Source organism: Novosphingobium sp. LASN5T, from assembly GCF_003856955.1.
GTDB lineage: Bacteria > Pseudomonadota > Alphaproteobacteria > Sphingomonadales > Sphingomonadaceae > Novosphingobium.
In genome coordinates this window covers 75063-100786 of sequence record NZ_RQSI01000001.1, presented here as the reverse complement: position 1 = coordinate 100786, position 25724 = coordinate 75063, and the positions used below count along the sequence as shown (strand labels likewise).

Sequence of the window (25724 nt, the reverse complement as noted above, 5' to 3'; positions counted from 1 at the left end):
GGTGACATGAAGTCGTACTTGTTTCTCTTGTGCGCAGCTTTGAAATAAAATAACATCGTTGAGTAATTTTGCACCGGACGGATCGCGGCGGCGAGTCGCGCGTTCAAGCGTGCGGGAGAGACATCGATGCTGGATCTGCGAGCATGACCGACGCGGGCGCCCCCGGGGCGACGGGAACCCAAGGGCACGGCAACCTGCCGCCCTTGTCGCTACACGTACCCGAACCGAAATTCCGGCCGGGTGACACGGTCGATTATAGCCACATCAAGGTTCCACCGGCGGGTGCACAGCCCCGGCCCGACGAAAGCTGCGCCGCGTCCGAAACGCATCCGCTGTGCCTCGACCTCGTGCGCGTGCTCGATGACGAGAATCGCGCCGTAGGGCCTTGGAACCCGAAGCTGGATGCCGAAACGCTGCGGCGGATGTTGCGCATGATGGCGCTGACCCGCGCGTTCGACGATCGCATGTATCGCGGCCAGCGGCAGGGCAAGACGAGCTTCTACATGAAGTGTACCGGCGAGGAGGCCACCTCGATCGCCCCGGCGATGGCGCTGGCGCACGATGACATGGTGTTCCCCAGCTATCGCCAGCAGGGCATCCTGATCACGCGCGGTTATCCGCTGGTCGAGATGATCAACCAGATCTATTCGAACCGCGCGGACAAGCTGAAGGGGCGCCAGCTCCCGATCATGTATTCGGCGCCGGAGCATGCGTTCTTCACGATCTCCGGCAACCTCGCCACGCAATACCCACAGGCGGTGGGCTGGGCCATGGCCAGCGCGATCAAGGGTGACACCCGCATCGCGGCGACCTGGATCGGCGAAGGATCGACGGCGGAGGGAGATTTCCATTCCGCGATGACCTTCGCCGCCGTTTACAACGCGCCGGTCATCTTCAACGTCGTGAACAACCAGTGGGCCATTTCCAGCTTCTCGGGCTTTGCCGGGGCGGAACGGACCACCTTTGCCGCGCGGGCCATCGGCTATGGCATCGCCGGGCTGCGCGTGGACGGTAACGATCCGCTGGCGGTCTATGCCGCGACGCAATGGGCCGCGAACCGCGCCCGTGCCAACGCCGGACCGGCGCTGATCGAACATTTCACCTACCGTGCCGAAGGGCATTCGACCTCGGACGATCCCACACAATACCGGTCCGCGCAGGAACGCGAGGAATGGCCGCTGGGCGATCCCGTCACGCGCCTGCTGCGCCATCTGATCGCTCTGGGCGAATGGTCGGAGGAACAGCACGCGGCGATGGACCGCGAACTGGTCGATCTGGTCAAGGCCGCCACGCGCGAGGCGGAAAAGAACGGCGTGCTGGGCCACGGCCTGCACCACCCGTTCCATACGATGTTCGAGGACGTGTTCGAGGAACTGCCCTGGCACCTCAGGGAACAGAGCGAGCAGGCGATCCGCGAACGGCGGATCAAGTGGCCGGAATGGTCGGACGAAAGCTGGCGGGAGAATGGCCGGTGAGCGAACCGATGATCGAGGAAGCGCCCGTGTCGCTTTCCGAAGCGCCGACGCGGCGGCTGAACATGATCGAGGCGATCAACGACGCGCTCGACCTGATGATGGAACGCGATCCCGACGTGGTCGTGATGGGCGAGGACGTCGGCTATTTCGGCGGCGTGTTCCGCGCGACGGCGGGCCTGCAGAAGAAGTACGGCAAGACGCGCGTGTTCGATACGCCGATCAGCGAATGCGGGATCATCGGCGTGGCCGTGGGCATGGGCGCCTATGGCCTGCGCCCGGTGCCGGAAATCCAGTTCGCCGACTATATCTATCCGGGGCTGGACCAGCTCGTCTCGGAAGCGGCGCGGCTGCGCTACCGCTCGGCCGGCGGCTTCATCGCGCCGCTGACGGTGCGATCGCCTTTCGGCGGCGGCATCTTCGGCGGGCAGACCCACAGCCAGAGCCCCGAGGCGCTGTTCACCCACGTCGCCGGGATCAAGACGGTGGTGCCCAGCACCCCGCACGATGCCAAGGGCCTGCTGATCGCCGCGATCGAGGATAACGACCCGGTGATCTTCTTCGAGCCGAAGCGCATCTACAACGGCCCCTTCAACGGCTATTACGACAAGCCGGTGGAGCCGTGGAGCCGCCATCCCGACAGCGCGGTGCCCGAAGGCTATTATTCCATACCGCTCGGCAAGGCGCGCATTGTGCGCCCGGGCGAGGCGGTGACGGTGCTGGCCTATGGCACGATGGTCCACGTGGCCGAGGCGGTACTGCGCGAAAAAGGCGTGGATGCCGAGATCATCGACCTGCGCACGCTGGTGCCGCTCGATATCGACACGATCGAGCAATCGGTGCGCAAGACGGGCAAGTGCCTGATCGTCCACGAAGCGACGCGCACCTCCGGCTTTGGCGCCGAGCTCTCCGCGCTGGTGCAGGAACGCTGCTTCTATCATCTCGAGGCGCCGATCGAGCGCGTGACGGGTTTCGACACGCCTTATCCGCACAGCCTTGAATGGGCCTATTTCCCCGGTCCCGTCCGCATTGGCGAGGCGGTCGATCGTCTTCTGAAAGCGTAAGCACGATGGGCAAGTTCATTTTCCGCCTCCCCGACATCGGTGAAGGCATCGCCGAAGCCGAAATCGTCGCCTGGCACGTCCAGATCGGCGACCGGATCGAGGAAGACGGCCGCGTGGCCGACATGATGACCGACAAGGCCACGGTCGAGATGGAAAGCCCGGTTTCGGGCGTGGTGATCGAGGTTGCCGGCGACGTGGGCGACGTTGTGGCCATCGGATCGCCGCTGGTGGTGATCGAGACCGAGGGCGAGGACGAGGCGGAGGTCGGCGCCGCGCAAAAACCCTCTCACCCGTCCGGGGGGAGAGGGTTGGGAGAGGGGGACGCAACGTCCACCTCCGCTACCGCTACTGGCGCCGAAGCGCAGACGCCCCCTCTCCCCACCCCTCTCCCCCTTGAGGGGCAGAGGGAGAAAGAGGCGCAACCCACCCCCGCTCAGCCTGAGCCTGTCGAAGGCCCCGTGCAGCCCCCCGCCCCCCACGCCAAAGTCCTCGCCAGCCCTGCCGTGCGCCAGCGCGCTAAGGAGCTGGGGATTGATCTGGCGCAGGTCCGCCCATCCGAGGAAGGGCGCATCCGCCATGCCGACCTCGACCAGTTCCTCGCCTACAACGGCGCGGGCGGCTATCGCCCGGCGGGCGCGACGCGCGGGGACGAGGTGGTCAAGGTCATCGGTCTGCGCCGCCGCATCGCCGAGAACATGGCCGCGTCCAAGCGCAACATCCCGCACTTCTCCTATGTCGAGGAATGCGACGTCACCGCGCTGGAAGCGATGCGCGCGCAATTGAACAGCGCGCGGGGCGACAAGCCCAAACTGACCATGCTGCCGCTGTTGATCGCGGCGATCTGCCGCACCCTGCCCCGCTTTCCGATGCTCAACGCGCGCTATGACGACGAAGCCGGCGTGGTGACGCGCCATGGCGCGGTCCATCTCGGCATGGCGACGCAGACGCCCGCCGGCCTGATGGTGCCCGTGATCCGCGACGCGCAGAGCCGCAACCTGTGGCAGCTCGCGGCGGAGATCGTGCGTCTCGCGGAAGCCGCGCGCAATGGCACGGCGAAATCCGACGAACTCTCGGGCTCCACCCTGACCGTTACCTCGCTGGGGCCGCTGGGCGGCGTAGCCACCACCCCGGTCATCAACCGGCCGGAAGTGGCGATCATCGGGCCGAACCGGATCGTCGAGCGGCCAATGTTCGTGTCCGACGGAATGGGCGGCGAGCGCATCGAGAAGCGCAAGCTGATGAATATCTCGATCAGCTGCGATCATCGTGTCGTGGACGGCTGGGATGCGGCCAGCTTCGTGCAGGAGGTGAAGAAGCTGATCGAAACGCCGGTGCTGTTGCTGGCGGACTGAGACGCCGGCCGGCGTTCAGCTTTTCAGCGCACCACGCCGCGATAGGTGAACTGCCCCGCGCCGGCGAGCGCGAGGCGCGCCGGCACGCGCCAGCGCACATGCGTCACGTCATCGGGCGTGGCATGGCGCATCGAACCATCGGCATCGCGCACGCGCAGGTCCTCGAGCGCGCCCCAGGTGCGGCCGCCATCGATCGACACTTCCTCCAGCCCGTCGGCGCTGCGCTGAAACGCGACGGCGCGAGGGAGAGGGTTGGTCACGGTGAAATCGCGCCCGCGATCGGCTTTCCAGTTGACCACGAAGACCACGCGATCGCCCGGATTGAGGCGATCGGGGCGTTCCAGCACGCGGCTCATCCGCCCGCCGGGACCGGGAATGAAGCGTTCCACAAAGACGTCGCTGGCAAAACGCACCGGTTGCGCAACCTGCGCGGCCAGCGGCGCGGCGACCGCCACAGCCCCGACCATCGAAGCCCCTGTCCTGAAAATCATCACTATCCCCCGGCGCACCCCCTGCGCGCCCGTCCGGGGTTCATGCTAGCCGGCAGCGCCTAAAGCTTGGTTAACGCGCCCTAAATGCGCGAAATGACGCAGGTCGAAAGGGGATATCCGGCTGTGGAAAAAAACTGGCGACGAGACCTGTTGACAGCCTCGGCCCGCTCGCATAGAGGCGCGGCTCCCAAGGGAACGCGGGTGTAGCTCAGTTGGTTAGAGCGCCGGCCTGTCACGCCGGAGGTCGCGGGTTCGAGCCCCGTCACTCGCGCCATTTCCTTCATTCAGAAGGAAAATTGGCCGCCCGCTCCTTGGGAATTTTCACCAAGTTCGCGTTTTGCACCCATCATCCGCCGCGCAGCAATTGCACGCCCCAGTCGCGCTCGAACAGGTAAAGTAGCACGCGCGCCGCTTCGCCGCGCGGCGAAGCGAGGCCGCCGTCGCGTTCCATCAGCAGGCGCGCATCGTCGTGCGCCAGCGGCAGCAGGCGGGCGACCTGTTCGAAATCGGCGACGCGAAACGGGGTGTCGCCCGACTGGCGCGTTCCCAGCAATTCGCCGCCGCCGCGCAGGCGCAGGTCCTCCTCCGCGAGGCGGAAACCATCCTGCGTCTCGCGCATCAGCGCCAGCCGCTCGCGGCCCGTTTCGGACAGCGCATCGCCGCGCAGCAAAAGGCAGGTGGAGCGTTCGCTGCCCCGTCCCACGCGCCCGCGCAACTGGTGCAACTGGGCAAGGCCGAAGCGCTCCGCCTGCTCGATCACCATCAGCGTGGCGTTGGGCACGTCGACGCCGACCTCGATCACGGTGGTCGCCACCAGCAGCTTGGCCGCGCCGCCGGCGAACCGCTCCATCGCGGCGTCCTTGGCTTCAGGCCGCAACTGGCCATGGACGAGCACGACATCGTCTCCGAAGCGCTCGCGCAGCAGGGCGAAGCGCGCCTCAGCCGCGGCCAGATCCTCGTTTTCCTGCTCGCGCACCATCGGGCAGACCCAATAGGCTTGGCCGCCTTTCGCGATATGGCGGCCGATCCCGTCGATCACCTCCGCCATGCGCTCCACCGCGACAACGCGGGTATCGATCGCCTGCCGGCCCGGCGGCATCTCATCGAGCCGCGAGACGTCCATCTCGCCATACTGGGCCAGCGTAAGCGTGCGGGGAATGGGCGTGGCCGTCATCGCCAGGCAATGCGGCGTGCGCCGCGCCTTCTGCGTCAGCATCAGGCGCTGCCCGACGCCAAAGCGGTGCTGTTCGTCGATCACCACCAGTGCCAGGTTGCGATAGCTGACCGCCTCCTGAAAGATCGCATGGGTCCCGACGCAGATGTGGATGGAACCGTCCAGCAGCCCCATCAGGATCGATTCCCGCGCCCTGCCCTTGTCGCGCCCGGTCAGCAGCGCAATTTCCACACCGGTGCCGGCGGCCATGCGCGTGAGCGTGGCGTGGTGCTGGCGCGCGAGGATTTCGGTGGGCGCCAGCAGTGCGGCCTGCCCGCCCGCTTCCACCGCGATCAGCATGGCGTGGAGCGCCACCGCCGTCTTGCCCGAGCCGACATCGCCCTGCAGCAGCCGCAGCATCGGCGCGCCCTGCGCCACATCGCCTTCGATCTCGGCAATCGCCCGCTTCTGCGCGCCGGTCAGCTCGAACGGCAGGTGCAGCTTGGCGCGCAAATGCCCGTCGCCCTGAAGCGGCGTGCCCGCGCGCTCGCGGTTGCTGGCGCGCACCAGCATCAGTGCCAGGCTGTTGGCGAGCAGTTCGTCGTAGGCGAGCCGATCGCGCGCGAGGACGTTCTCGCCGAGATGCGCCTCGGTCAGCGCCGCTTTCCACGCCGGCCAGTCCATCTTCTGCAACAGGCCGGGCTCGATCCATTCGGGCAGATCGGGAAGCAGGCCGATCGCCTGATGGACCAGCGCCTGCACCCGCCCCTGCGTCAATCCTTCGGCCAGCGGATAGACCGGTTCGTTCAATTGCCCGAGCGCGCCAGCGCTTTCCTCGCTGACATGATCGGGGTGGACGATCTGCAGCGTCTGCCCGAACTGGTCGAGCCGGCCCGCGATCCAGCGCGTCTCGCCCGGAGGCAACTGTTTGCGCGCGGTATAGGACGAGCGGCCGAAATAGGTGAGCGCGACGACATTGCCCAACACGTCCTCCGCCATAACGCGGAAGGGGCCGCGGCCGGCCGAGGCACGGTGTTCGCGCACGGTCAGCGCCACCACGATCTGTTCGCCCACGCTCGCCTCGTCGAGATTGGCGACCGCGCGGCGCAGCACGAACCGATCGGGCAGGTGATAGGCGATATCGCGCACGCGCGTCAGCGCGAGGCGCTCCAGCGGACGGGCCAGCCCCGGCCCCACGCCTTTCAGGCTGGCGGCCTCGGCAAACAGCGGGTTGAGCAGATCGGGGCGCATCGCTGCCGACATAGTCGGCGGGACGCCGGAGCGCCAGCGGCGGCAGGCCTTCCGCCGGACCGGTCGGCTTTTGCCCCCAGTCCGCGCAATTTTGACCCAGCGCATGGAAACGATCGCGATCTGCGCGCTTGTTCACTCCCGATAACAAAAGGGAGTCGAAAACCAATGCTGCTTCCCCATGGTGCCGTGATCGTGCTTGCCGATGGCAAGGCATGGGAGATTTACCGCAACGCCGGGAACGAGGCCGCGCCGGAGCTCACTGCCCTGCCCGTGCCGCATCTGGTGGAGCAGAATCACGGCTCCGGCACCCGGCACGGTTCCAGTTCCGGCAATCCTTCGGGCCACCAGTTGGACGAGGACGCCCACGCTGCCGCCGTCGCCGCATGGCTCAACGCCAAAGTAGCCAGCCGTCAGATCGAACACGCCGTGGTAATCGCCGCACCGCGTACGCTGGGCGAACTGCGCCACCACTATTCGCCCCAGACCCGGCAGGTTCTGACGGGCGAATTGTCGAAAGACCTGATCGGCAGGCAGCCGGGCGACATCCTGGCGGCGCTGCGCGCCCGCTGAAGCCCACATTCGCACCCTTACAGATCACGGGGGCGAGGACCCGTGTGGCACCCGGCGGTATGGGGGAAGGACGCCGCCGGGTGCTTTCGTGCGCGAACATGCTTCGATCGCCGGGATTCTTTTCCAGCATTGGCCGAATACGGCGCTCAAAACGCCGGCCGCGCTTGAGTCCTGCGCGACGATGGCCTAACCGCCCGCATCATGACTGACGACGCCCGCCTCCGCCGCCTGCAGTTCCGCGCCTGGCATCGCGGCACGCGCGAGGCCGATTACATGATCGGCTGCTTCTTCGATCGCTTCCACGCCAGCTGGAGCGAAACCGAAATCGCCCTGTTCGAGCGCCTGATCGATGAGGACGACGTGGACATCATGGCCTGGGCGCTGGGCACGCAGATCATTCCCGACGAATACGCCGGCCCCATGATGGAAGCCATGCGCAAGCTCGACTACGTCGACATTCCGCGCTGATCCGCTCTTCCCCTAGCGCCGCTGCTCTTCCATGCCCGATCTGAACCGCATCCTTTCCGCCACCGTTCCGCTGACGCTCGCCTCGGTCGCGCGCGGGGCGCAGCCGCTGGTGCTGGGCGATCTGGCGCGCGCGGCGAAGGGCCGCGCGGTGTTCATCGCGCCGGACGACGCGGCGATGCGCGCGATCGCCGAAAGCGCACCTTTTTTCGCGCCCGACCTTGAAGTCGTCGAATACCCGGCGTGGGACTGCCTGCCATTCGACCGTGCCTCCCCCGCGCTCTCGGTCAGCGCGCGGCGGCTGGCGGCATTGCAGAAGTTACAGCAGAAACGCGGCGGGCCGCAGCTGATCGTCACCACGATCAACGCCGTCCTGCAACGCGCGCTGACGCCTTTCCGCATCCGCGAATCCACCCGCCTGTTGACGCCGGGCGTAGAGATCGGGCGCGAAAGCCTGATCGCGCTGCTCCAGCGGCAGGGCTATTCGCGCACCGATACGGTCGTCGATGCCGGCGAGTATGCCGTGCGCGGATCGATCTTCGACATTTTCCCGAGCGGGCTCGACCACGGGCTGCGGCTCGATTTCTTCGGCGACGAGCTGGAAACGCTGCGGCTGTTCGATCCGAACACGCAGCGCAGTGTGCAGCCGGTGGAAACGCACCTGCTGCTGCCCGCCAGCGAGGCGCTGCTCGACGAGGACAGCATCAAGCGTTTTCGCGGGCGCTATCGCGAACTGTTCGGCGCCAACGCCACCGGCGATCCGCTCTATCAGGCGGTCAGCGAAGGCCGGCGGCTGGCCGGCATGGAGCACTGGCTGCCGCTGTTCGAAGACCGGCTGGTCACGCTGTTCGATCATCTGGGCGACGATGATCTGGTGCTGATCGACGGCGCGGCGGCCAAGGCGGCGGAAACGCGGCTGGCCGACATCGCCGACTACCACCAGGCGCGGATCGATAGCGCGCAGCGCAGCCCCGGCACCTATCGCCCGCTGGCCGAGGACGCGCTGTACCTGACGCGCGACGAGTTCGACCGCGCGCTGGCCGGCTGGCCGGTGCACCGCACCTCGATCTTTGCCGAACCGGAATCGGGGCAGGTCGTCGATTTCGGCTTTTCTAGCTCGCGCGATTTCACCCCGGAACGGGCGCAGGCTAGCTCTGGTCAAGCGGGCGCGGCATCGAGCGGCAACATCTACGAGGCGGCGGCGAAGCACGTGGCCGCGCTGGGCACGCGCGGGCTGAAGCCGGTCATCGCCGCCTATACCGCCGGATCGCGCGCGCGTCTGGCCTCGCTGCTGGGCGAAGCCGGCAAGGCGCCGCCCGCGCTGGCGGAAAGCTGGCAGGAAGCGCTGGGCATTGCCGCCTCCGGCCGCCCCGTCGCCGTGGTGCTGCCGCTGGAGCAGGGCTTCGCCAACGCCGAACTGGAGCTGCTGACCGAGCAGGACATCCTCGGCGACCGGCTCGTGCGCCGCAAGAAAAAGCGCAAGGACGCCGACGCGTTCCTGGCCGAACTGTCCGCGCTCAACCCCGGCGATCTGGTGGTCCACATGGACCACGGCATCGGCCGCTATGAGGGGCTGGAAGCGATCAAGGTGGGCGACAGCCCGCACGATTGCGTCCAGCTCACTTACGCCGGCGGTGACAAGCTCTATATCCCGGTCGAGAACCTCGACGTCCTTTCGCGCTATGGCAATGAAAGCGACGGCGTCGCGCTCGACAAGCTGGGCGGCGAGGCGTGGCAGCGGCGCAAGGCGCGGATGCGCGAGCGCATTCTGGAGATGGCCGGGCAGCTGATGGCCACCGCTGCGGCGCGCGCCCTGCGGCAGGCGGACGTGCTGCCGACCGATCCCGCCAGCTACGGTCCCTTCGTCGACCGCTTCCCGTGGGACGAGACCGAGGACCAGGAACGCGCCATCGACGACGTGCTGGGCGATCTAGTGGAAGGCAAGCCGATGGACCGGCTGGTCTGCGGCGACGTGGGCTTCGGCAAGACCGAAGTCGCGCTGCGCGCCGCCTTCGTCGCGGCGATGGCGGGCAAGCAGGTCGCCGTGATCGCGCCGACCACGCTGCTGGCGCGCCAGCACTATGCCAATTTCGTCGAACGCTTTTCCGGCTTCCCGCTCAACATCGGCCGCCTTTCGCGCCTCGTTCCCGAAAAGGAAGCGCGCGAGACCCGCGCCGGGCTGGCAGACGGCACGACCGATATCGTGATCGGCACCCACGCGCTGCTGTCCAAGCAGGTGCAGTTCAAGCGGCTGGGCCTGGTGATCGTGGACGAGGAACAGCGCTTCGGCGTGGGCCACAAGGAAAAGCTCAAGGAGCTGAAGACCGACGTCCACGTTCTGACGCTGACCGCCACGCCCATCCCACGTACCCTGCAGATGGCAATGTCGGGCCTGCGCGAACTGTCCACGATCCAGACCCCGCCGGTCGATCGCCTGGCCGTGCGGACCTATGTGATGCCGTGGGACGACGTGGTGATGCGCGAGGCGCTGATGCGCGAACACCAGCGCGGCGGGCAGAGCTTCATCGTGGTGCCGCGCATCGCCGACATGCCCGAGCTGGAGGAGTGGCTGCGGCTGAACGTGCCCGAGATCCGCTTCGTCACCGCGCACGGCCAGATGAGCCCGACCGAGGTCGAGGACCGGATGGGCGCGTTCTACGAAAAGAAGTACGAAGTGCTGCTTTCGACCACCATCGTCGAAAGCGGGATCGACATTCCAAGCGCCAACACCATCGTCCTGCACCGCGCCGACCGCTTCGGACTGGCGCAGCTGTACCAGCTTCGTGGCCGGGTGGGGCGCGGCAAGCTGCGCGCCTATGCCTATCTCACTTATCCCGAGGACATGGCGCTGTCCGAAGTCGCGGAAAAGCGGCTGAAGGTACTGGGCGATCTCGATTCGCTCGGCGCCGGCTTCCAGCTCGCCAGCCACGATCTGGACCTGCGCGGCGCGGGCAACCTGCTGGGCGACGAGCAATCGGGCCATATCAAGGAAGTGGGCTTCGAACTCTACCAGTCGATGCTGGAAGACGCGATCCTGGCCGCCAAGGCGGGGGACATCGGCCTGGCGCGCGAACGCGAGGCGCTCTCCCCGCAGATCACGGTCGATGCGCCGATCATGATCCCCGAGGACTACGTGCCCGATCTGGCGGTGCGCATGGCGCTCTATCGCCGCATGAACGATGCCGAGGGCGCGGACGCGGTGGAAGCATTGGCGGCCGAAATGATCGACCGCTTCGGCCCCCTGCCCGGCCCCACGCAGAACCTGCTCAAGCTGATCGAGATCAAGCGGCAGGCGATCGCGGCGCAGATCGCCAAGATCGACGTCGGCCAGAAGGGCGCGCTCGTCTCGTTCCACAACGACAGCTTCCCCGATCCGACTGGCCTTGTCGCCTATGTCGAACGGCTGAAGGGCACGGCCAAGCTGCGGCCGGACATGAAGCTGGTGATTTCGCGCGCATGGGGCAACGCCGAAGCGCGGCTGAATGGGTTGGTGCAACTGACCAAGGGCCTGTCCGCCATCGCCCGGCGCGCCGCGAAGGGCTGAAGCCCTGCGTCAGTCGCGGGCCATGGCCACCAGTGCCGCGCCATCGACCGGGCCGGAGCGCAGGAAGCCCTGAAACACAGCGCAGTCTTCCTCGTTGAGCACCGCCAGTTGCGCCGCGTCTTCCACGCCTTCGGCCACGACCTTCAGATCAAGCGCGCGGGCCATCGCCACGATCGCGCGCAGGATCGCCCGGTCGCGCGGGTCCAGCGCGATATCGCGCACCAGCGACTGATCGAGCTTCAGCGCATCGAGCGGCAGCGCGCGCAGCGTGCGGAAATTGGCGAAGCCGGTGCCGAAGTCATCCAGCGCGACGCGCATGCCCATCCCGGCCAGTTCGCGCAGCGTTTCGGCGCAGGCCTCGAAGTCGGCGATCAGCGTCTGTTCGGTGATCTCCAGCGTCAGCCGTTCCGCCGGAAAGCCCGATGAGGCGACAAGCGCGCGCATCGCGGCGGCGAGGTCGCCCACCGCGAAGTCCTCGGCCGTGACGTTGAGCGAGAGGCGCAAGTCGTCCGGCCAGTCCGCCGCCTCGGCCAGCGCGCGTTCGGCGATGTGGTGCGACAGCTGGCTGATGTGATCGCCCCTCTCGGCGATCGCGAACAGCGTTTCGGCGCCGACGAGTCCGAGTTCCGGATGGCGCCAGCGCGCCAGCGCCTCCGCGCCGATCAGGCGGCCATCGGCCACGGTGAACTGCGGCTGGAACAGCAGCGATATCTCCGACCGGTCGAGCGCGCCGATAAGGTCCGCCTCCAGCCGCGCGGCGCTGCGGCCACGCACTGCGTGGGAGCCATCCGCCCAAAGGATGCGTCGCCCCGCCCCGCGTTGCAGGCTGAGCAGCGCCTGATCGAGCCGGTCGAGCATCGGTGCGCCGCGTTCGCCCGGCTGCCCGCGCAGCAGCGCCGTGCGCGGGGCGAGCCGCAACTGGTCGCCGGCCAGCGGGATCGGCCGCGCGATCGACCGCGCCAGGGCTTCGGCCTGCCATTGCCAACGCTCCCGGCTGGCGGCGACGGTGGAAGCCACCAGGAACTCGCCGCCGCCCATCCGCGCGACGAAGCTCTGCGCCCCCAGTTCCTCGCGCGCGAAATCAACGATCCGCCGCGCGATCTCCGCCAGCACGCGATCGCCCGCCGCCTTGCCATAGGCCAGGTTCACCGACTGGAACCGGTGCAGGCCCACCAGCATGGCCTGGGCAAAGCCATCTTGCCCCGTGCGATCAAGCCACGCGCAGGCGGCATCGACGCCGGGCAGTCCGGTCAGCATGTCGCGATCGTCGACCGGCGCGGGAAGCGGTTTGGGAAAAGCGTCCATTGCCCGGCTTGTGCCCGAACAATCTTGCCAAACCGTTCCGATCCTGCGGCGACCCGTCCGTTTTGCATTGCAACAAGAGGCCGCGCTCCATATCACGCGCAGCGAGAGAAACCGGGGATCGAGGACCAATGTCGGAATCCGCTCGACTCGCGCTTTGCGCGTCGCCTACCGACCGCGCTCAGGAAGCCGAACGCGATCTGCGCGCGCTGTGCGAATGGGTGCCCTTCGAGGAAGCGGACACGGTCGTCGTGCTTGGCGGCGATGGCTTCATGCTCCAGACGCTGCATCACATGCTCGATACCGGCCGCGTCGTTCCGGCCTATGGCATGAACCTGGGCACCGTCGGCTTCCTGATGAACCGCTACAAGAGCAGCCGCCCGCTGGAGGAACGCATCGCCCGCGCGCGCCGCATCGCCGTATCGCCGCTGAAGACGAAGGCGATCACCAACGCCGGTACCGAACACGAATTCTGCGCCATCAACGAAGTCTCGCTGTTGCGCGAAACGCGCCAGACCGCGAAGCTGGAAGTGACCGTGAACGGCAAGGTACGGATGCAGGAACTGGCGTGCGACGGCGTGCTGGTGGCCACGCCCGCCGGCTCCACCGCCTACAACCTTTCCGCCAACGGCCCGATCCTGCCGCTTGGCTCGAACATGCTGGCGCTTACCCCGATCAGCCCGTTCCGGCCCCGCCGCTGGCGCGGCGCGATCCTGCCCGACAGCGCCCGGATTTCGTTCCGCGTACTCGAATCCGTGAAGCGCCCGGTGGCCGTGGTGGCCGACCAGAAGGAACTGCGCGACGTGGCCCACGTAGAGGTGCGCGCCTGGCCCGAACACCAGTTGACCCTGCTGTTCGACCGGGGCCGATCGCTCGACGAGCGAATTTTCGCGGAGCAGTTTCTCGCCTGAAAAAACATCAATCGAGCGCTTGCAAAACCGGGATCGCCTGCTATTAGCGCGCTCCTGCCCCGGGCAACCGGGGCTGCTCCCTGATAGCTCAGCGGTAGAGCTCTCGACTGTTAATCGAGCGGCCGTAGGTTCGAATCCTACTCAGGGAGCCACTTCCCCTTCCTCGCGCCAGAGCGCCGGAAGGGAGAAACAGCGAAGCCACACAAACCGCGTTTACACCTCCATTGCCAATTCGGTCGCTTGCCGGATCGCGCGCTTGGCATCGAGCTCCGCCGCTTCACAGGCGCCACCGACAAGGTGCGAGCGGATGCCCGCCGCCGCCAGGTCATCGTGCAATCCGCGCGCCGGTTCCTGGCCGGCGCATACGATCACGGTATCGACATCGAACAACACCGGCTGCCCTTCGACCAGCGTGTGCAGCCCGGCATCGTCGATGCGCAGGTATTCGACGCCGCCGACCATGCGCACGCCCCGGCGCTGAAGCGTAAGACGATGGGTCCAGCCCGTGGTGCGGCCCAGACCCTTGCCCACGGTGGTCGCCTTGCGCTGCATCAGCGTGACCTCGCGATCGTTGCGCGCCACTGCCGGTTCCACCCCGGTCACGCCGCCACGCGGATGGTTGCGGAAATCGATGCCCCATTCGCGGGCGAACACATCGATATCAAGCGCGGCGGACGTGCCCTGGTGGGTGATCAGCTCCGCCACGTCGAAGCCGATGCCGCCCGCCCCCATGATCGCCACCTTGCGGCCGACCTGTGCCGCGCCCGCGATCACATCGATGTAACGCACGGCCTTGGGATGATCGATGCCGTGCAGATCGGGCCGGCGCGGCGCTATACCCGTGGCGATCACGATCTCGTCGAAGCCGCCGTCCGCCAGCATCGCGGCATCGACGCGCGTACCCAGTTTCAGCGTGACCCCGTGCACATCGATCATCCGGCGAAAATAGCGCAGGGTCTCGTGGAACTCCTCCTTGCCGGGGATGCGCTTGGCGAGATTGAACTGCCCGCCGATTTCATCCGCCGCATCGAACAGAGTGACGTCGTGCCCGCGTTCCGCCGCGAGCGTCGAGAAGGCGAGGCCGGCCGGCCCCGCGCCGACCACCGCGATTCGCTTGCGCGGCTGCGCCGGGCGCATCACGATCTCCGTTTCGCGGCAGGCCCGTGCGTTGACGAGGCATGAGGTCAGCTGGCGGGTGAAGGTATGGTCAAGGCAGGCCTGGTTGCAGCCGATGCAGGTGTTGATCTCGTCCTCGCGCCCTTCGCGCGCCTTGTTGACCAGATCGGGATCGGCCAGCATCGGCCGCGCCATCGAAACGAGATCGGCATCCCCCCGCGCAAGGACGGCTTCCGCCACATCGGGCATGTTGATGCGGTTGCTGGTGATGAGCGGGATCGACAATTCCTTGCGCAGCCGCCCGGTCACCTGCGTGAAGGCCGCGCGCGGCACCATCGTCGCGATCGTGGGCACGAAGCTTTCATGCCAGCAGAAATGGGTGCTGATGACGTCGACGCCTTCGGCTTCCAGCGCCTTCGCCAGCGAGACGACCTCGTCCCACGCCAGTCCGCCCTGGAGCATGTCCATGGCGGAGATACGGAAGATCAGCAGAAAGTCCGGGCCAACCGCCACGCGCACACGCCGCACCACTTCCAGCGGAAAGCGCATCCGGTTTTCCCACGAACCGCCCCAGCGATCGGTGCGCTGGTTGGTCTTTTCGACGAGGAAGGTGGAGATCAGGTAGCCGGCCGAACCGATGATCTCGGCGCCGTCGTAGCCTGCTTCCCGCGCCAGCTTCGCGCAATTGGCGAACGCGGCGATCATCTCCTCGATCCCCGCGTCATCCAGTTCGCGCGGGACATAGGCGCCGATGCGCGACTTTACCGGCGATGGCGCGACGCAATCCGGGGTATGGGCCAACGGGCCAGTATGGAGGATCTGCATGCAGATCTTCACGTCGGGATCGGCCGCGTGGACGGCGTCGGTTACGTGCCGGTGCAGCGGTACTTCGGACGGTTCGGATAGTTTCGCGCCGACGCCGCCCGTGACGTGCGGCGCAATGCCGCCGGTGATGATAGTGCCGACTCCCCCCTTCACGCGGTCGACGAAATAGGCGGCAAGCCGTTCGGCGGCATCCGGCACGTCTTCCAGGCCGGTGTGCATCGATCCCATGATGATCCGGTTCTTGAGCCGATGCGGGCCGATCGCCAGCTCGGAGAACACGTGCGGATAGCGGACAGGTGCGTTCATGGAATCCTTCCTCCCGGATCATTGCTAAACACTGTTTAGCAATTGCATAATAAACGTCGTTTAGTATCGCAAGGGCCATGGCCGTATCGTTGACAGAGGAACAGGTTGGTGCGGTGCGCGAACGCATCTTGCGCACCACCGAACGCCAGATCGCCACGCGGGGCATCGACGGCACCTCGCTGCGCTCGATCGCGACGGAGATAGGCTGGACGGCGGCCTCGCTTTACCGCTATTTCGCCAGCAAGGGCGAACTGCTCGCCGCCGCGCGCGCCGCCGCGCACGACCGCTTTTCGGACCGGATCGAGGCCGCCTATGCCAGTGCGGACGATCCGTGGCAGCGCTCGCGCGCGATCGGCGACGCCTATGTCGCCTTCGCCTTTGCCGAGCCGGCGGCGTATCAGCTCATCTTCGCCTACAACCAGCCCGACAGCGAACGCACCGACGACCTGCGCCGCGCCGAAGCGCGTTCGCGGATGACGATGACAGGCTACGTGCGCGACATGGTGGCCGAAGGACTGCTGGAAGGCGATCCCGACGCAATCGCGCAGTCCTACTGGGCGGCGCTGCACGGGCTGATCGTGCTCCACATGGCGAACAAACTGGGCGACGCGCCGGGGTTCGAACGGATGCGGCACGAAGCGGCGCGCCTCATCACGCGCGGCGCCCGCCCCCTCCTATCCCGGCAGTCGGAAGGGTAGCCCGTCAGCCTAGGGCAACGACCTCGTCAACCAGAGACTCGTCCGCCGGCACCTGTCCGTCGAGCATCAGCATGGCAAGCCCGTGGACCAGGCTCCACGCCCAGATCGAACGAACCTCGGCCGCGCGACTGTCCGGCGCGGCGCCCGCCGCCTGTGCGGCGTTGGCCCGCAGGAACGCCATCGCGTCGGTGCCATCGACATGATCGGCCGACGGCGGAGCCGACGTGAAGATCATGCGGAACAGCGCCGGGTTCGCCAGCGCGAAGCGGACGTAAGCCCGCCCCGTCGCGGCAAAGCCGGCCGCTCCGCCGCCCGCTGCCACAGCCGCCTGCCGTTGCGCCGCGCCGAGCCGCTCCAGCCCGTCCGACGCGAGCGCCGCCAGAAGGGCAGCCTTGTCGGGGAAATGGCGATAGACGGAGGTCGCGCTGACCCCCACGGCGCGCGCCACTTCTCGCAGCGAGAGATCGTCCGCCGCGCGCGTTTCAAGCAAGCGCAGGCCCGCCTCGATCAGTGCCGCGCGCAGATCGCCGTGGTGGTACTTCCGATCCATGTTGACACTGTTATCATTATTCGTCATGTTCACACCGTAAACATAGGGAGACGATCATGGCCACCAAAATCGACGAGGAACTGGCCTGTGCCCCCGTTCCCGTTTCCGACCATCCCTTCCTTTCCGGCATCCACCGCCCGATGACGGCGGAACACACGATCACCGACCTCGCCGTGGACGGCACGATCCCCGCCGCGCTCGACGGCTGCTACCTGCGCATCGGCCCCAACCCGATTGCACCCGATCCGGCCAATTATCACTGGTTCTCCGGCGATGGCATGGTCCACGGGCTAAAACTCGCGAACGGCAGGGCGCAGTGGTATCGCAACCGCTGGATCCGGTCGGAACGGGTGGCCGAGGCGCTTGGCGTGCCCAAGGCCCCCGGCCCGCGCAACCTGTTCGACACCGTGAACACCAATGTCCTTGCGATCGGCGGACAGACTTACGCGCTGGTCGAAGCCGGCAGCTATCCGGTGAAGCTTGGTCCCACGCTGGGCGAGCAGCAGTACGATGCCTTCAGCGGCACGCTGCTCGGCTCCTACACCGCGCACCCGCATCTCGACCCGCTGACCGGAGAGAACCACGCGATCTGCTACAGCGCGCATAATCCGGGTGAAGTCCGCCATGTCGTCGTCGATGCTCACGGCAAGGTGACGCGCGAACTGGCGATCCCGGTTGAACACGGCCCGATGATCCACGATTGCGCGATCACCGCGCGCTACGTGGTGATTCTGGACCTGCCCGTGACCTTCTCGCTGCCAGCGGCGATGGCGGGCAAGCCCTTCCCCTACCGCTGGAACCCGCAGCACCGCGCGCGCGTGGGCTTGCTGCCGCGAACCGGCGCGGCGTCGGACGTGATCTGGTGCGACGTGGAGCCATGCAGCGTGTTTCACGTCGCCAACGCCTACGACCGGGCGGACGGCGCGGTGATCATGGATGTCTGCGCCTATGGCACGATGTTCGGCCCGGAAGCCGTCGGCCCGGACGGCGCGGCCCGCGGGCTGGAGCGCTGGACGATCGATCCCGTGACCGGGACGGTGGCGATCGCCACGATCGACGCTACCCCGCAGGAATTCCCCCGTCCCGACGAACGCCGCTTCGGCCAACCCTATCGCTATGCCTATGCCATGGCCGTGCCCACCGATCCGGCGGCGGAATTCATCGGTGATACCCGGCTGTTCCGGCACGATCTGGTGGAAGGCACGCGGCAGGTCCACGATTTCGGTCCGCGCCGGCATCCCGGCGAATTCGTGTTCGTCCCCGCATCGGAAGACGCGGCGGAGGGCGAAGGCTGGCTGGTGGGCTTCGTTGTCGACATGGCGAACGACACCACCGACTTCGTGGTGCTGGACGCGATGCGCTTCGAGGAACCGCCAGTGGGCGTGGTCCACCTGCCGCATCGCGTGCCGGCAGGCTTCCACGGCAACTGGGTGCCGGGCTGACATCACCGCACGCGGAGATTTCGCCTTGTAAAAGCGCCAGCAGGATCGTGGATCACAGTGATCGGGGAAATCCGCGAGACTTTCGCAGCGGCCAACCCCATCATGAACGCATGAAACAGATCGAAAACGCCATCGCCTTGCCCGTGCGGCAGATCGTGCCCCCCGCGCAGCTTGCCATTGGCGGGCTGATTGCCCTGACCGGCGCGGTCATCGCGCTGGCGCCGCTGGTCACGCCGGGCTGAGAACACAGCCCGAGCGCGTGATCCTAACGCGCGTGCGCCGGTTTGCCCTTGCGGTGCGGGCGCTTTTCGGAGCCTGGGCCGCCTGGCCGATGCGGTTTGGGCGCGCCGTGATTGCCGCGCGGGCCGTTCGGACGGGGCCTGTCGTTGGGTCCATCGTTGGGGCCACCCCGCTGCTGGCGCGCGTTGCGCCGGGCGGTATCGCGCGGCGGCTCGGCCGCCAGTTCGATCGTGACGCCGCTCTCATCGCCGGCATCCTCGCGCGCGGTGCGCTTCACCGCCGCGACGAAGCGCGCTTCCAGCGTTCGAGGAATCTGGAACCAGGTCTCGTTGGCGGCGATGCGGATCGCGCCCACCTCGTTGCGGGTGATGTGCCCGCGCCGGCACAGCAGCGGCAGGATCCAGCGCGGATCGGCGTTCTGGCGGCGGCCGATGTCCATGCGGAACCATACGATATCGTCGAAGCCTTCGCGGTGATGCTCCTTGCCCCGCTCCGGCTTCCCTTCGCGCGTGGAGATGTCGATCAATTCCTCGGGCTCGGGCATCGCCTTGCGGTGCGCCTGCACCAGCGCGGCGGCAATCTCGATCGCGTCGCGGCGGGACAGCAGTTCGCCGGCCAGCGCGAGATCGGCCTCGCTCGCTTCCACCGGTTGCGTGAGAATTTCGAGCAGGCGTTCGCGGTCGCGCTGGCGGATCACCTCGGCATCGGGCACCGCGATCCAGTCGGCGGAAATACGCGCGGCGCGCAACATGCCCTCCACCCGGCGACGGCGCGGATAGGGCACGATCAGCACGGCCGTGCCCTTGCGCCCGGCCCGCCCGGTACGACCGGAACGGTGCTGCAGCACTTCGGCATCGCGCGGCACCTCCACGTGGATCACCAGGCTGAGCGTGGCGACATCGATGCCCCGCGCGGCCACGTCGGTCGCCACGCAGACCCGCGCGCGGCCATCGCGCAGCGCCTGAAGTGCATGGTTGCGCTCGTTCTGGCTGTGCTCGCCCGAAAGCGCCACGGCGGCGAAGCCGCGTTCGACCAGCGTCGCGTGAAGATGGCGCACGTTGTCGCGCGTGGCGCAGAACAGCATCGCCGTTTCCGCTTCGTGGAAACGCAGCAGGTTGATGACAGCGTGTTCGATGTCGGCCGGCGAAACGGTCACCACCTCGTAGGCGATGTCGCCATGGCCCTGCCGTTCGTCGATCGTCGAGACGCGCAAGGCATCGCGCTGATAGCGCTTGGCCAGCGCCTGGATCGGCTTGGGCATCGTCGCCGAAAACAGGAAGGTGCGGCGGCCTTCGGGCGTGGCGTCGAGCAGTTCCTCAAGATCGTCGCGGAAGCCCATGTCGAGCATCTCGTCCGCTTCGTCGAGCACCGCGAAGGCGGCGGCAGAGAGGTCGAGCGCGCCGCGCTCCAGATGATCGCGCAGACGGCCGGGCGTACCGACGACGATGTCCGCGCCCTGGAACAGCGCGCGCCGTTCGCGCACCGGGTCCATCCCGCCGACGCAGGTGACAATGCGCAGCCCCGCCTTGCCGAACAGCCAGGCGAGTTCCTTGCTGACCTGCAGCGCCAGTTCGCGCGTGGGGGCGATCACCAGCGCGCGCGGCGCCTTCGCGCCATCGGGAATCCCGCGGGCGGCGAGCAGGTCTTCCGCCATGGCGACGCCGAACGCCACGGTCTTGCCGGAACCGGTTTGTGCGGACACGAGCAGGTCGCGCCCCTGCGCCTCCGGCTCCAGCACCGCTGCCTGCACAGGGGTGGGCGCCTGATAGCCACGCTCGGCAAGCGCGGCGGCAACGGATTCAGGAAGTGTCGAAAACGGCATGGAACAGGGCTTCTCAGCTGGATTGGGAGCAGTCCGCGGGCGACGTGCTCTAACGATCCGCCGGATGAACTGGGTATGAAAGCGCGCGGTAGGTGGCCGGGCACGAAAGTCAATCAAAACCGCGTATTTCAAGCCGCAGGCACCCGGCGTTCTGCCAACGGATCAATTCCGTGCCGTATCGAGGAATGCTTGTGCCGCGCGGCTGACGCGCCGTGCGCGATGCCGCAGCAGCAGGAAATCGCGCTCGACCAGCGCGCAATCGAGTTCGCGGACAAGGCCCGCCGCCACGCGTGGCCCGGCGGCCAGATCGGATACCGCCGTCACCAATCCGCCCGCGCCCAGCGCTTCCAGCACCGCGCCGTTGGAAGGAAGCTCCAGCCGCACGTCGAGATCGGCCAGCGTCAGGCCGAACCGCGCGTGCAGGCTGTGCTCCAGGTGGTTGCGCGTGCCCGATCCCTGCTCGCGCAGCACCCAGCACGCGGTCGCGATGTCCTCGCGCGCGAGCGGGCGGCCGGCGAGCGGGTGTGCAGGCGCTGCATAGAGCGCGAGGCGGTCCCCACCGATCCGCTCGACGGCAAGAATATCTTCGTCCACCCCGCCCTCGACGAAGCCGAGATCGGCAGCGCCCGCCAGCAGCGCCGCCACCGCCTGCGCGGTGTTGCCGACTTCGAGATGCAGCGTGACTCCGGGGTGTGCGGCGGCAAAGGTGGCCATGCGGCAGGGCAGCCAGTACGTCGCGACCGTCTGGCTGGCGGCGATGCGCAGATCGCCCCGCTTCAGCCCGGCCAGATCGTCCAGCACGCCCAGCGCATCGGCCGCCTGCGCCAGCACCGCGCGCGCTTCGGGCAGGAAGGCGCGGCCCGCATCGTTCAGTTCCAGCCCGCGCCCCACGCGATCGAACAGGCGCGTGGCGTGGCGTTCCTCCAGCGCGGCGATGGCGGCGCTGACCGCGGGCTGCGTCAGATGCAGGCGCTCCGCCGCCGCGCGCATGTTCAGCGTTTCGGCAACGGCGACGAAAATGCGCAACTGTTCGAGCGTCATGCAGCGGCCGCTATTCAGGCGTGATGCGCAGCACCGGCTTGACCACGCTGCCGGTCTCGCTGGCGTGCACCGCCGCGTCGATGGCGTCGAAATCGAAATAGCCGATCAGGCGCTCGAACGGAAAACGGCCGGCAACGTGCAAATCGATCAGTTCGTGCAGGAACGGACCGATGTCGCTGTCGCCGCCCAGCACGCCCATCACGGTGCGCCCCTGCCCCATGAACGCCGTTTCGTTGAAGGCAAGCGTCGCCTCGGGGCCGGATGCGCCGACCATCGCCAGCTTGCCCTTGGGCGCCAACAGATCGAACGCTCCTTCAATCACCCGGGCGATGCCGGTCGTGTCGAGGGCATAGCCAAGCCCGGCCGGGCAGGCCGCGCGGATCGCGGCGGCCACATCGTCGCGCGCATTCACCGTGTGCGTCGCGCCCAGTTCGCGGGCCAGCGCCAGGCGATCGTCGTTGATGTCGATCGCGAAGATCGGATTGGCCCCGGCGATCCGCGCCGCCATGATCGCGGCGATGCCGACCGTGCCCGTGCCGAACACCGCGACCGGCATACCGGCGCGCACCTTCATGCTGCGCAGCACGGCGCCCGCCCCGGTCATCAGACCGCAGCCCAGCGGGGCCAGTCTTTCCAGCGGGATCGCGGCGGCGCTTTCGGGCACGACCACCACGTTGCGCTGGTGCGCGATGGCATGGGTGGCAAAGCTCGACTGGCCAAAGAAATTGGCGTGGAGCGGCGCACCATCGCGAAAGAGCGTCGGCGAACCGTCCGCCCGCGTACCGGACCAGTTGTGCGGAAAGAAGTTGTAGCAATAGGTCGGCGCCTCGACCGCGCAACTGGGGCAATCGCCGCAGCTGTTGAAGCTCATCAGCACGCGGTCGCCCGGTTTCGCGGCGGTGACCGCACTGCCAACGGCTTCGACGATCCCAGCCCCTTCGTGGCCCAGCACGATCGGCAGCGGCACGGGCAGTTGCCCGTCGCGCACCGCCAGATCGGTGTGGCACACGCCGCAGGCCACGATCCGCACGCGCAGTTCGTCAGGCCGCAGCGCGTCCAGCGTGGCGTCCTCAATCGTGAACGGGGCGTCCTTGCCCCGGCAGACGGCTACTTTCGCCGATACGGTCATATCCCCTCCGTTATCCGTTTCCGCTTATCCGGCTTCGCCTGTCATGGCTTTGCGCCACCCCGAATGATGCTCAGCCACGGGTTGAGATCGGCCTCGCCCACCTTGACCAGCTTGTTGCGGTCGCGGTGCGCGAACGGCTCCTTGCCGCGTACCACCAGCGTGGTGTCGCTGATGTAGCTCCATGATCCGTCGGCGTTGAAGGTCACGTCGATCTGGTAACGATCGGTGCGGAACGCCTCTTCCAGAAAGGTCGTCGAACAGATGCCATAGTCGGTTCTGCCCCGTTCCGCGGAGAGCGAAAGGTGCGTATCGTCCTTTCCGGCGTGGCCCGAAGCCATGGCGATCTGCCCGCGCGGAATGGCCAGCGTCTGCATGATCAGGCCGGTAGCCGGTTCCCACAGCCAGAACCCCACCTGGTCGTGGAAGGTGATGTCCTCCTCCACGGTGTTGATGTGCTGGTGATAGCGCAGCCCGTAGAGCAGCTGGGGGCCATTGGCCTGCGGATCGATCGGCTGCATCTCGATCCGCTCGTAATAGGCGCGCCGTTCTGGACCGTCGGCCTTCGGCGCGATGTCGATGCCACCGCGCCCTTCCCAGATGCCGGCCAGATGGCGCAACGGCCCCAGATTGGCCAGCGCGTCAGGATCGACGTCTTCGGGTTCGGTAAAGATGTCATCGGGAATGGCCATGCGTCTCCTCTTTCGGTCACGGTCCGCGTGGTGCTGTGCGGTGCGGCATTTATCCTAGCGCCGAACCACGGCACGAACAGCGCGAAATTGCGGGATCGTGGCGAGAGGTGGAAGAAACGCATAATGGTTGTAACACCCGATAGTATGAAGTATTTTTAAGTTCTGCATACAATGGGGCGGAATGAGCGGGCAGTGGGTAAAGCAATGCGAGCCGGGCAAAACGGTGTGCCCGAAACGACCATGGCCGCTATTGCAGCGGTCTTGTGCCTTGCGTGCACGCACGCCGCGTTTGCCGCAGAGGAAGCGCCCCCGCCGGGCGACGACATCGTCGTCTATGGCCGTGCCCTGCCCCAGATCGGCACCGCGATCTCCGGATCGCAGGGCGTGGTGGGCTACCAGGACTTCGAGAACAAGCCGCTGAGCCGGGTGGGCGAACTGGTGGAAAACGTACCCGGCGTGATCGCCACGCAGCATTCGGGCACGGGCAAGGCCAACCAGTATTTCCTGCGCGGCTTCAACCTGGACCACGGCACCGATTTCGCAGGCTTTGTCGATGGCGTGCCGGTCAACATGCGCACGCATGGCCATGGGCAAGGCTATCTCGATCTCAACTTCCTGATCCCCGAACTGGTCGAACGGATCGATTACCGCAAAGGCCCCTATTTCGCCGACGTGGGCGATTTCTCGTCAGCCGGGACCGTGCAGTTCACTACCGCCAGCCGCCTTGCCCGTCCCATCGCCGAAGCGACCGTGGGCATGTACGGCTATTACCGCGCGCTCGCCGCCGGCAGCGCGGGCGTGGGCAATGGCGATCTGCTGGTGGCGATCGATGGCACCCGCTCCAACGGCCCTTGGGATCTCAACGAGGATCTCAAGAAGGTGAACGGGCTGGTCAAGCTGTCGCAGGGCACGACAAATCATGGCTGGAGCCTCTCCTTCACCGGCTATCACGCCACCTGGAACGCCACCGATCAGGTGCCCGAACGCGCCATCGCCAGCGGGCTGATCAGCCGCTGGGGCAATATCGATCCAGCGCTGGGCGGCCGCACCACGCGGCTGGGGCTGACCGTCAACGCCACGCTGGGCGGCACAAAGCTCAACGCCTATGCGCTCTATTACGATTTCCGCCTGACCTCGAACTTCACCTATTTCCTGAATGATCCGGTCAACGGAGACGAATTCCAGCAAGCCGACCGGCGGGGCGTGTTCGGCGGTTCGGTACGGCACGATTTCGCGCCCGCGACGGTCGGCAGCGTGCCAGTAACGTTCGCGGTGGGCGGCGATGCCCGCTGGGACCATATTGGCACGATCGGCCTCTACAGCTCGGTTGCCGGCACGCGCAGCGGGACCGTGCGGCAGGACAAGGTCGATGAATATTCCGGCGCGCTCTATGCCGAAGGCACCGCCGCGCTGACCGGCCGGCTGCGCCTGACGCTGGGCGTGCGCGGCGATGTCTATGGCTACGACGTCGATGCCCGCACGCTGCCGGTCAATTCGGGCAAGGGATCGGACGCGCTGTTCAGCCCCAAGGTGGCGCTGGCCTGGCGCTCGGCGGACCATCTCGAATTCTACGCCAACTATGGCGAGAGCTTCCATTCCAATGACGTGCGCGGCGCGTCGATCCGCGTCGATCCGGCAACCGGCGATCCGGCGGAGCGGGTTCAGGTACTGGTCAAGGCGCGCGGCGCGGAATTGGGCGCGCGCGTGGAAACCGCGCGCTTCACCGCCTCGCTCGTCGGCTTCTGGCTGAGCCTCGGCTCCGAGCTGGTGTTCGTGGGCGATGGCGGCACGACCGAGCCGAACGACGCCACCCGCCGCTACGGCGTGGAAGGCAGCCTGTTCTGGCGGCCGACCGACTGGCTGACGATCGATGCTTCGGCCGCCGCAACGCGCGCACGGTTCCGTGGCGTCGCGCCTGGCGCCACGTTCATTCCCAACGCGGTCAGCAACGTCATTTCAGCCGGCGCGGCAGTGGATTTCGGCAAGGGTTTGAGCGCCTCGCTGCGGTTGCGCCATTTCGGTGCGGCGCCGCTGATTGACAACGATAGTGTGCGCTCCGATCCGACCACGCTGGTCAACCTGGGCGCCTATTACACGCGCGGCCGGATCAAGCTGGGGCTGGACGTGCTCAACCTGTTCGACGCCAAGGACGCCGACATCACCTATTTCTATGCCTCGCGGCTGCAGGGTGAACCCGCCGGCGGCGTCGAAGACCGGCACATCCACCCGGTCGAGCCACGCCAGTTGCGCGCCTCGATCCGTTTCGCGTTCTGACGGAACCGCCGTCGGGT

20 protein-coding genes and 2 tRNA genes are annotated in these 25724 nt (G+C 67.1%); 13 read left to right on the top strand and 9 right to left on the bottom strand.

The window, feature by feature from the left end:
* Positions 1 to 143 precede the first annotated feature (143 nt).
* The 3 genes from EH199_RS00480 to EH199_RS00470 are packed head-to-tail and all read left to right on the top strand — an operon-like array spanning position 144 to position 3888.
* Positions 144 to 1475 carry a 3-methyl-2-oxobutanoate dehydrogenase (2-methylpropanoyl-transferring) subunit alpha gene (locus EH199_RS00480; RefSeq protein ID WP_124807326.1) on the top strand — a complete coding sequence of 444 codons (1332 nt, stop codon included), beginning with the start codon at positions 144 to 146 and terminating at the stop codon, positions 1473 to 1475.
* Between the two features lie 8 nt (positions 1476 to 1483).
* Positions 1484 to 2536 carry an alpha-ketoacid dehydrogenase subunit beta gene (locus EH199_RS00475; RefSeq protein WP_124807648.1) on the top strand — a complete coding sequence of 351 codons (1053 nt, stop codon included), beginning with the start codon at positions 1484 to 1486 and terminating at the stop codon, positions 2534 to 2536.
* Between the two features lie 5 nt (positions 2537 to 2541).
* Positions 2542 to 3888 (top strand): dihydrolipoamide acetyltransferase family protein, encoded by a 1347-nt coding sequence (locus EH199_RS00470; RefSeq protein ID WP_124807325.1) that lies wholly within the window; start codon positions 2542 to 2544, stop codon positions 3886 to 3888.
* Positions 3889 to 3911: 23 nt separating this feature from the next.
* Here EH199_RS00470 and EH199_RS00465 read toward each other — a convergent pair whose 3' ends face one another.
* Positions 3912 to 4355 (bottom strand): hypothetical protein, encoded by a 444-nt coding sequence (locus EH199_RS00465; RefSeq protein WP_223806390.1) that lies wholly within the window; start codon positions 4353 to 4355, stop codon positions 3912 to 3914.
* Positions 4356 to 4576: 221 nt separating this feature from the next.
* Between EH199_RS00465 and EH199_RS00460 the strand changes: the two genes are divergently transcribed.
* Positions 4577 to 4653, top strand: a tRNA-Asp gene (locus EH199_RS00460).
* Positions 4654 to 4725: 72 nt separating this feature from the next.
* On the opposite strand, the gene recG is transcribed toward EH199_RS00460, so the two are convergent.
* On the bottom strand, positions 4726 to 6783 hold the full coding sequence (gene recG / locus EH199_RS00455) for an ATP-dependent DNA helicase RecG (protein ID WP_124807647.1): 2058 nt from the start codon (positions 6781 to 6783) through the stop codon (positions 4726 to 4728).
* Positions 6784 to 6948: 165 nt separating this feature from the next.
* Between recG and EH199_RS00450 the strand changes: the two genes are divergently transcribed.
* From EH199_RS00450 to mfd, 3 genes are all read left to right on the top strand, one after another.
* A complete protein-coding gene (locus tag EH199_RS00450) occupies positions 6949 to 7353 on the top strand; it encodes a host attachment protein (protein WP_124807323.1) in 405 nt (134 codons plus the stop codon).
* Between the two features lie 201 nt (positions 7354 to 7554).
* Entirely contained in the window at positions 7555 to 7821 is a 267-nt protein-coding gene (locus EH199_RS00445; protein ID WP_124807322.1) for a succinate dehydrogenase assembly factor 2, read from the top strand.
* 31 nt (positions 7822 to 7852) lie between these two features.
* Positions 7853 to 11362, top strand: a complete 3510-nt coding sequence (mfd, locus tag EH199_RS00440) for a transcription-repair coupling factor (RefSeq protein WP_124807321.1) — start codon at positions 7853 to 7855, stop codon at positions 11360 to 11362.
* 9 nt (positions 11363 to 11371) lie between these two features.
* Here the strand turns inward: mfd and EH199_RS00435 are convergent, their stop codons facing one another.
* Positions 11372 to 12667 (bottom strand): bifunctional diguanylate cyclase/phosphodiesterase, encoded by a 1296-nt coding sequence (locus EH199_RS00435; RefSeq protein WP_124807320.1) that lies wholly within the window; start codon positions 12665 to 12667, stop codon positions 11372 to 11374.
* A 128-nt stretch (positions 12668 to 12795) separates the two neighbouring features.
* Between EH199_RS00435 and EH199_RS00430 the strand changes: the two genes are divergently transcribed.
* Both EH199_RS00430 and EH199_RS00425 read left to right on the top strand, forming a co-directional pair.
* The gene (locus tag EH199_RS00430) at positions 12796 to 13575 is read left to right on the top strand and encodes an NAD kinase (protein ID WP_124807319.1); all 780 of its coding nucleotides are present in this window, start codon (positions 12796 to 12798) and stop codon (positions 13573 to 13575) included.
* A gap of 77 nt (positions 13576 to 13652) precedes the next feature.
* Positions 13653 to 13727, top strand: a tRNA-Asn gene (locus tag EH199_RS00425).
* 61 nt (positions 13728 to 13788) lie between these two features.
* Here EH199_RS00425 and EH199_RS00420 read toward each other — a convergent pair.
* Entirely contained in the window at positions 13789 to 15822 is a 2034-nt protein-coding gene (locus EH199_RS00420) for an NADPH-dependent 2,4-dienoyl-CoA reductase (protein WP_124807318.1), read from the bottom strand.
* A 77-nt stretch (positions 15823 to 15899) separates the two neighbouring features.
* Here EH199_RS00420 and EH199_RS00415 point away from each other — a divergent pair, with 77 nt between their 5' ends.
* Entirely contained in the window at positions 15900 to 16520 is a 621-nt protein-coding gene (locus EH199_RS00415) for a TetR/AcrR family transcriptional regulator (protein ID WP_124807317.1), read from the top strand.
* Positions 16521 to 16524: 4 nt separating this feature from the next.
* Here EH199_RS00415 and EH199_RS00410 read toward each other — a convergent pair whose 3' ends face one another.
* Complete coding sequence (locus EH199_RS00410) at positions 16525 to 17097, bottom strand: TetR/AcrR family transcriptional regulator (RefSeq protein ID WP_223806389.1); 573 nt, start codon at positions 17095 to 17097, stop codon at positions 16525 to 16527.
* A gap of 29 nt (positions 17098 to 17126) precedes the next feature.
* On the opposite strand from EH199_RS00410, the gene EH199_RS00405 reads away from it, so the two are divergent.
* Together EH199_RS00405 and EH199_RS24910 are read left to right on the top strand one after the other, a co-directional pair.
* On the top strand, positions 17127 to 18512 hold the full coding sequence (locus EH199_RS00405) for a carotenoid oxygenase family protein (RefSeq protein ID WP_124807316.1): 1386 nt from the start codon (positions 17127 to 17129) through the stop codon (positions 18510 to 18512).
* Between the two features lie 110 nt (positions 18513 to 18622).
* On the top strand, positions 18623 to 18754 hold the full coding sequence (locus tag EH199_RS24910; RefSeq protein WP_255352114.1) for a hypothetical protein: 132 nt from the start codon (positions 18623 to 18625) through the stop codon (positions 18752 to 18754).
* Positions 18755 to 18777: 23 nt separating this feature from the next.
* On the opposite strand, the gene EH199_RS00400 is transcribed toward EH199_RS24910, so the two are convergent.
* The 4 genes from EH199_RS00400 to EH199_RS00385 all read right to left on the bottom strand — a co-directional run bounded on the left by EH199_RS00400 (position 18778) and on the right by EH199_RS00385 (position 23433).
* Positions 18778 to 20574, bottom strand: coding sequence for a DEAD/DEAH box helicase (locus EH199_RS00400; protein WP_124807315.1), 1797 nt, complete (start codon positions 20572 to 20574; stop codon positions 18778 to 18780).
* Between the two features lie 162 nt (positions 20575 to 20736).
* Complete coding sequence (locus EH199_RS00395; protein ID WP_124807314.1) at positions 20737 to 21615, bottom strand: LysR family transcriptional regulator; 879 nt, start codon at positions 21613 to 21615, stop codon at positions 20737 to 20739.
* Between the two features lie 10 nt (positions 21616 to 21625).
* A complete protein-coding gene (locus EH199_RS00390) occupies positions 21626 to 22744 on the bottom strand; it encodes an NAD(P)-dependent alcohol dehydrogenase (RefSeq protein ID WP_124807313.1) in 1119 nt (372 codons plus the stop codon).
* A gap of 41 nt (positions 22745 to 22785) precedes the next feature.
* Positions 22786 to 23433: an FABP family protein gene (locus tag EH199_RS00385; protein ID WP_124807312.1), complete on the bottom strand. Its 648-nt coding sequence runs from the start codon at positions 23431 to 23433 to the stop codon at positions 22786 to 22788.
* A 240-nt stretch (positions 23434 to 23673) separates the two neighbouring features.
* Here EH199_RS00385 and EH199_RS00380 point away from each other — a divergent pair, with 240 nt between their 5' ends.
* The gene (locus EH199_RS00380; RefSeq protein ID WP_124807311.1) at positions 23674 to 25707 is read left to right on the top strand and encodes a TonB-dependent receptor; all 2034 of its coding nucleotides are present in this window, start codon (positions 23674 to 23676) and stop codon (positions 25705 to 25707) included.
* Positions 25708 to 25724: the final 17 nt, after the last annotated feature.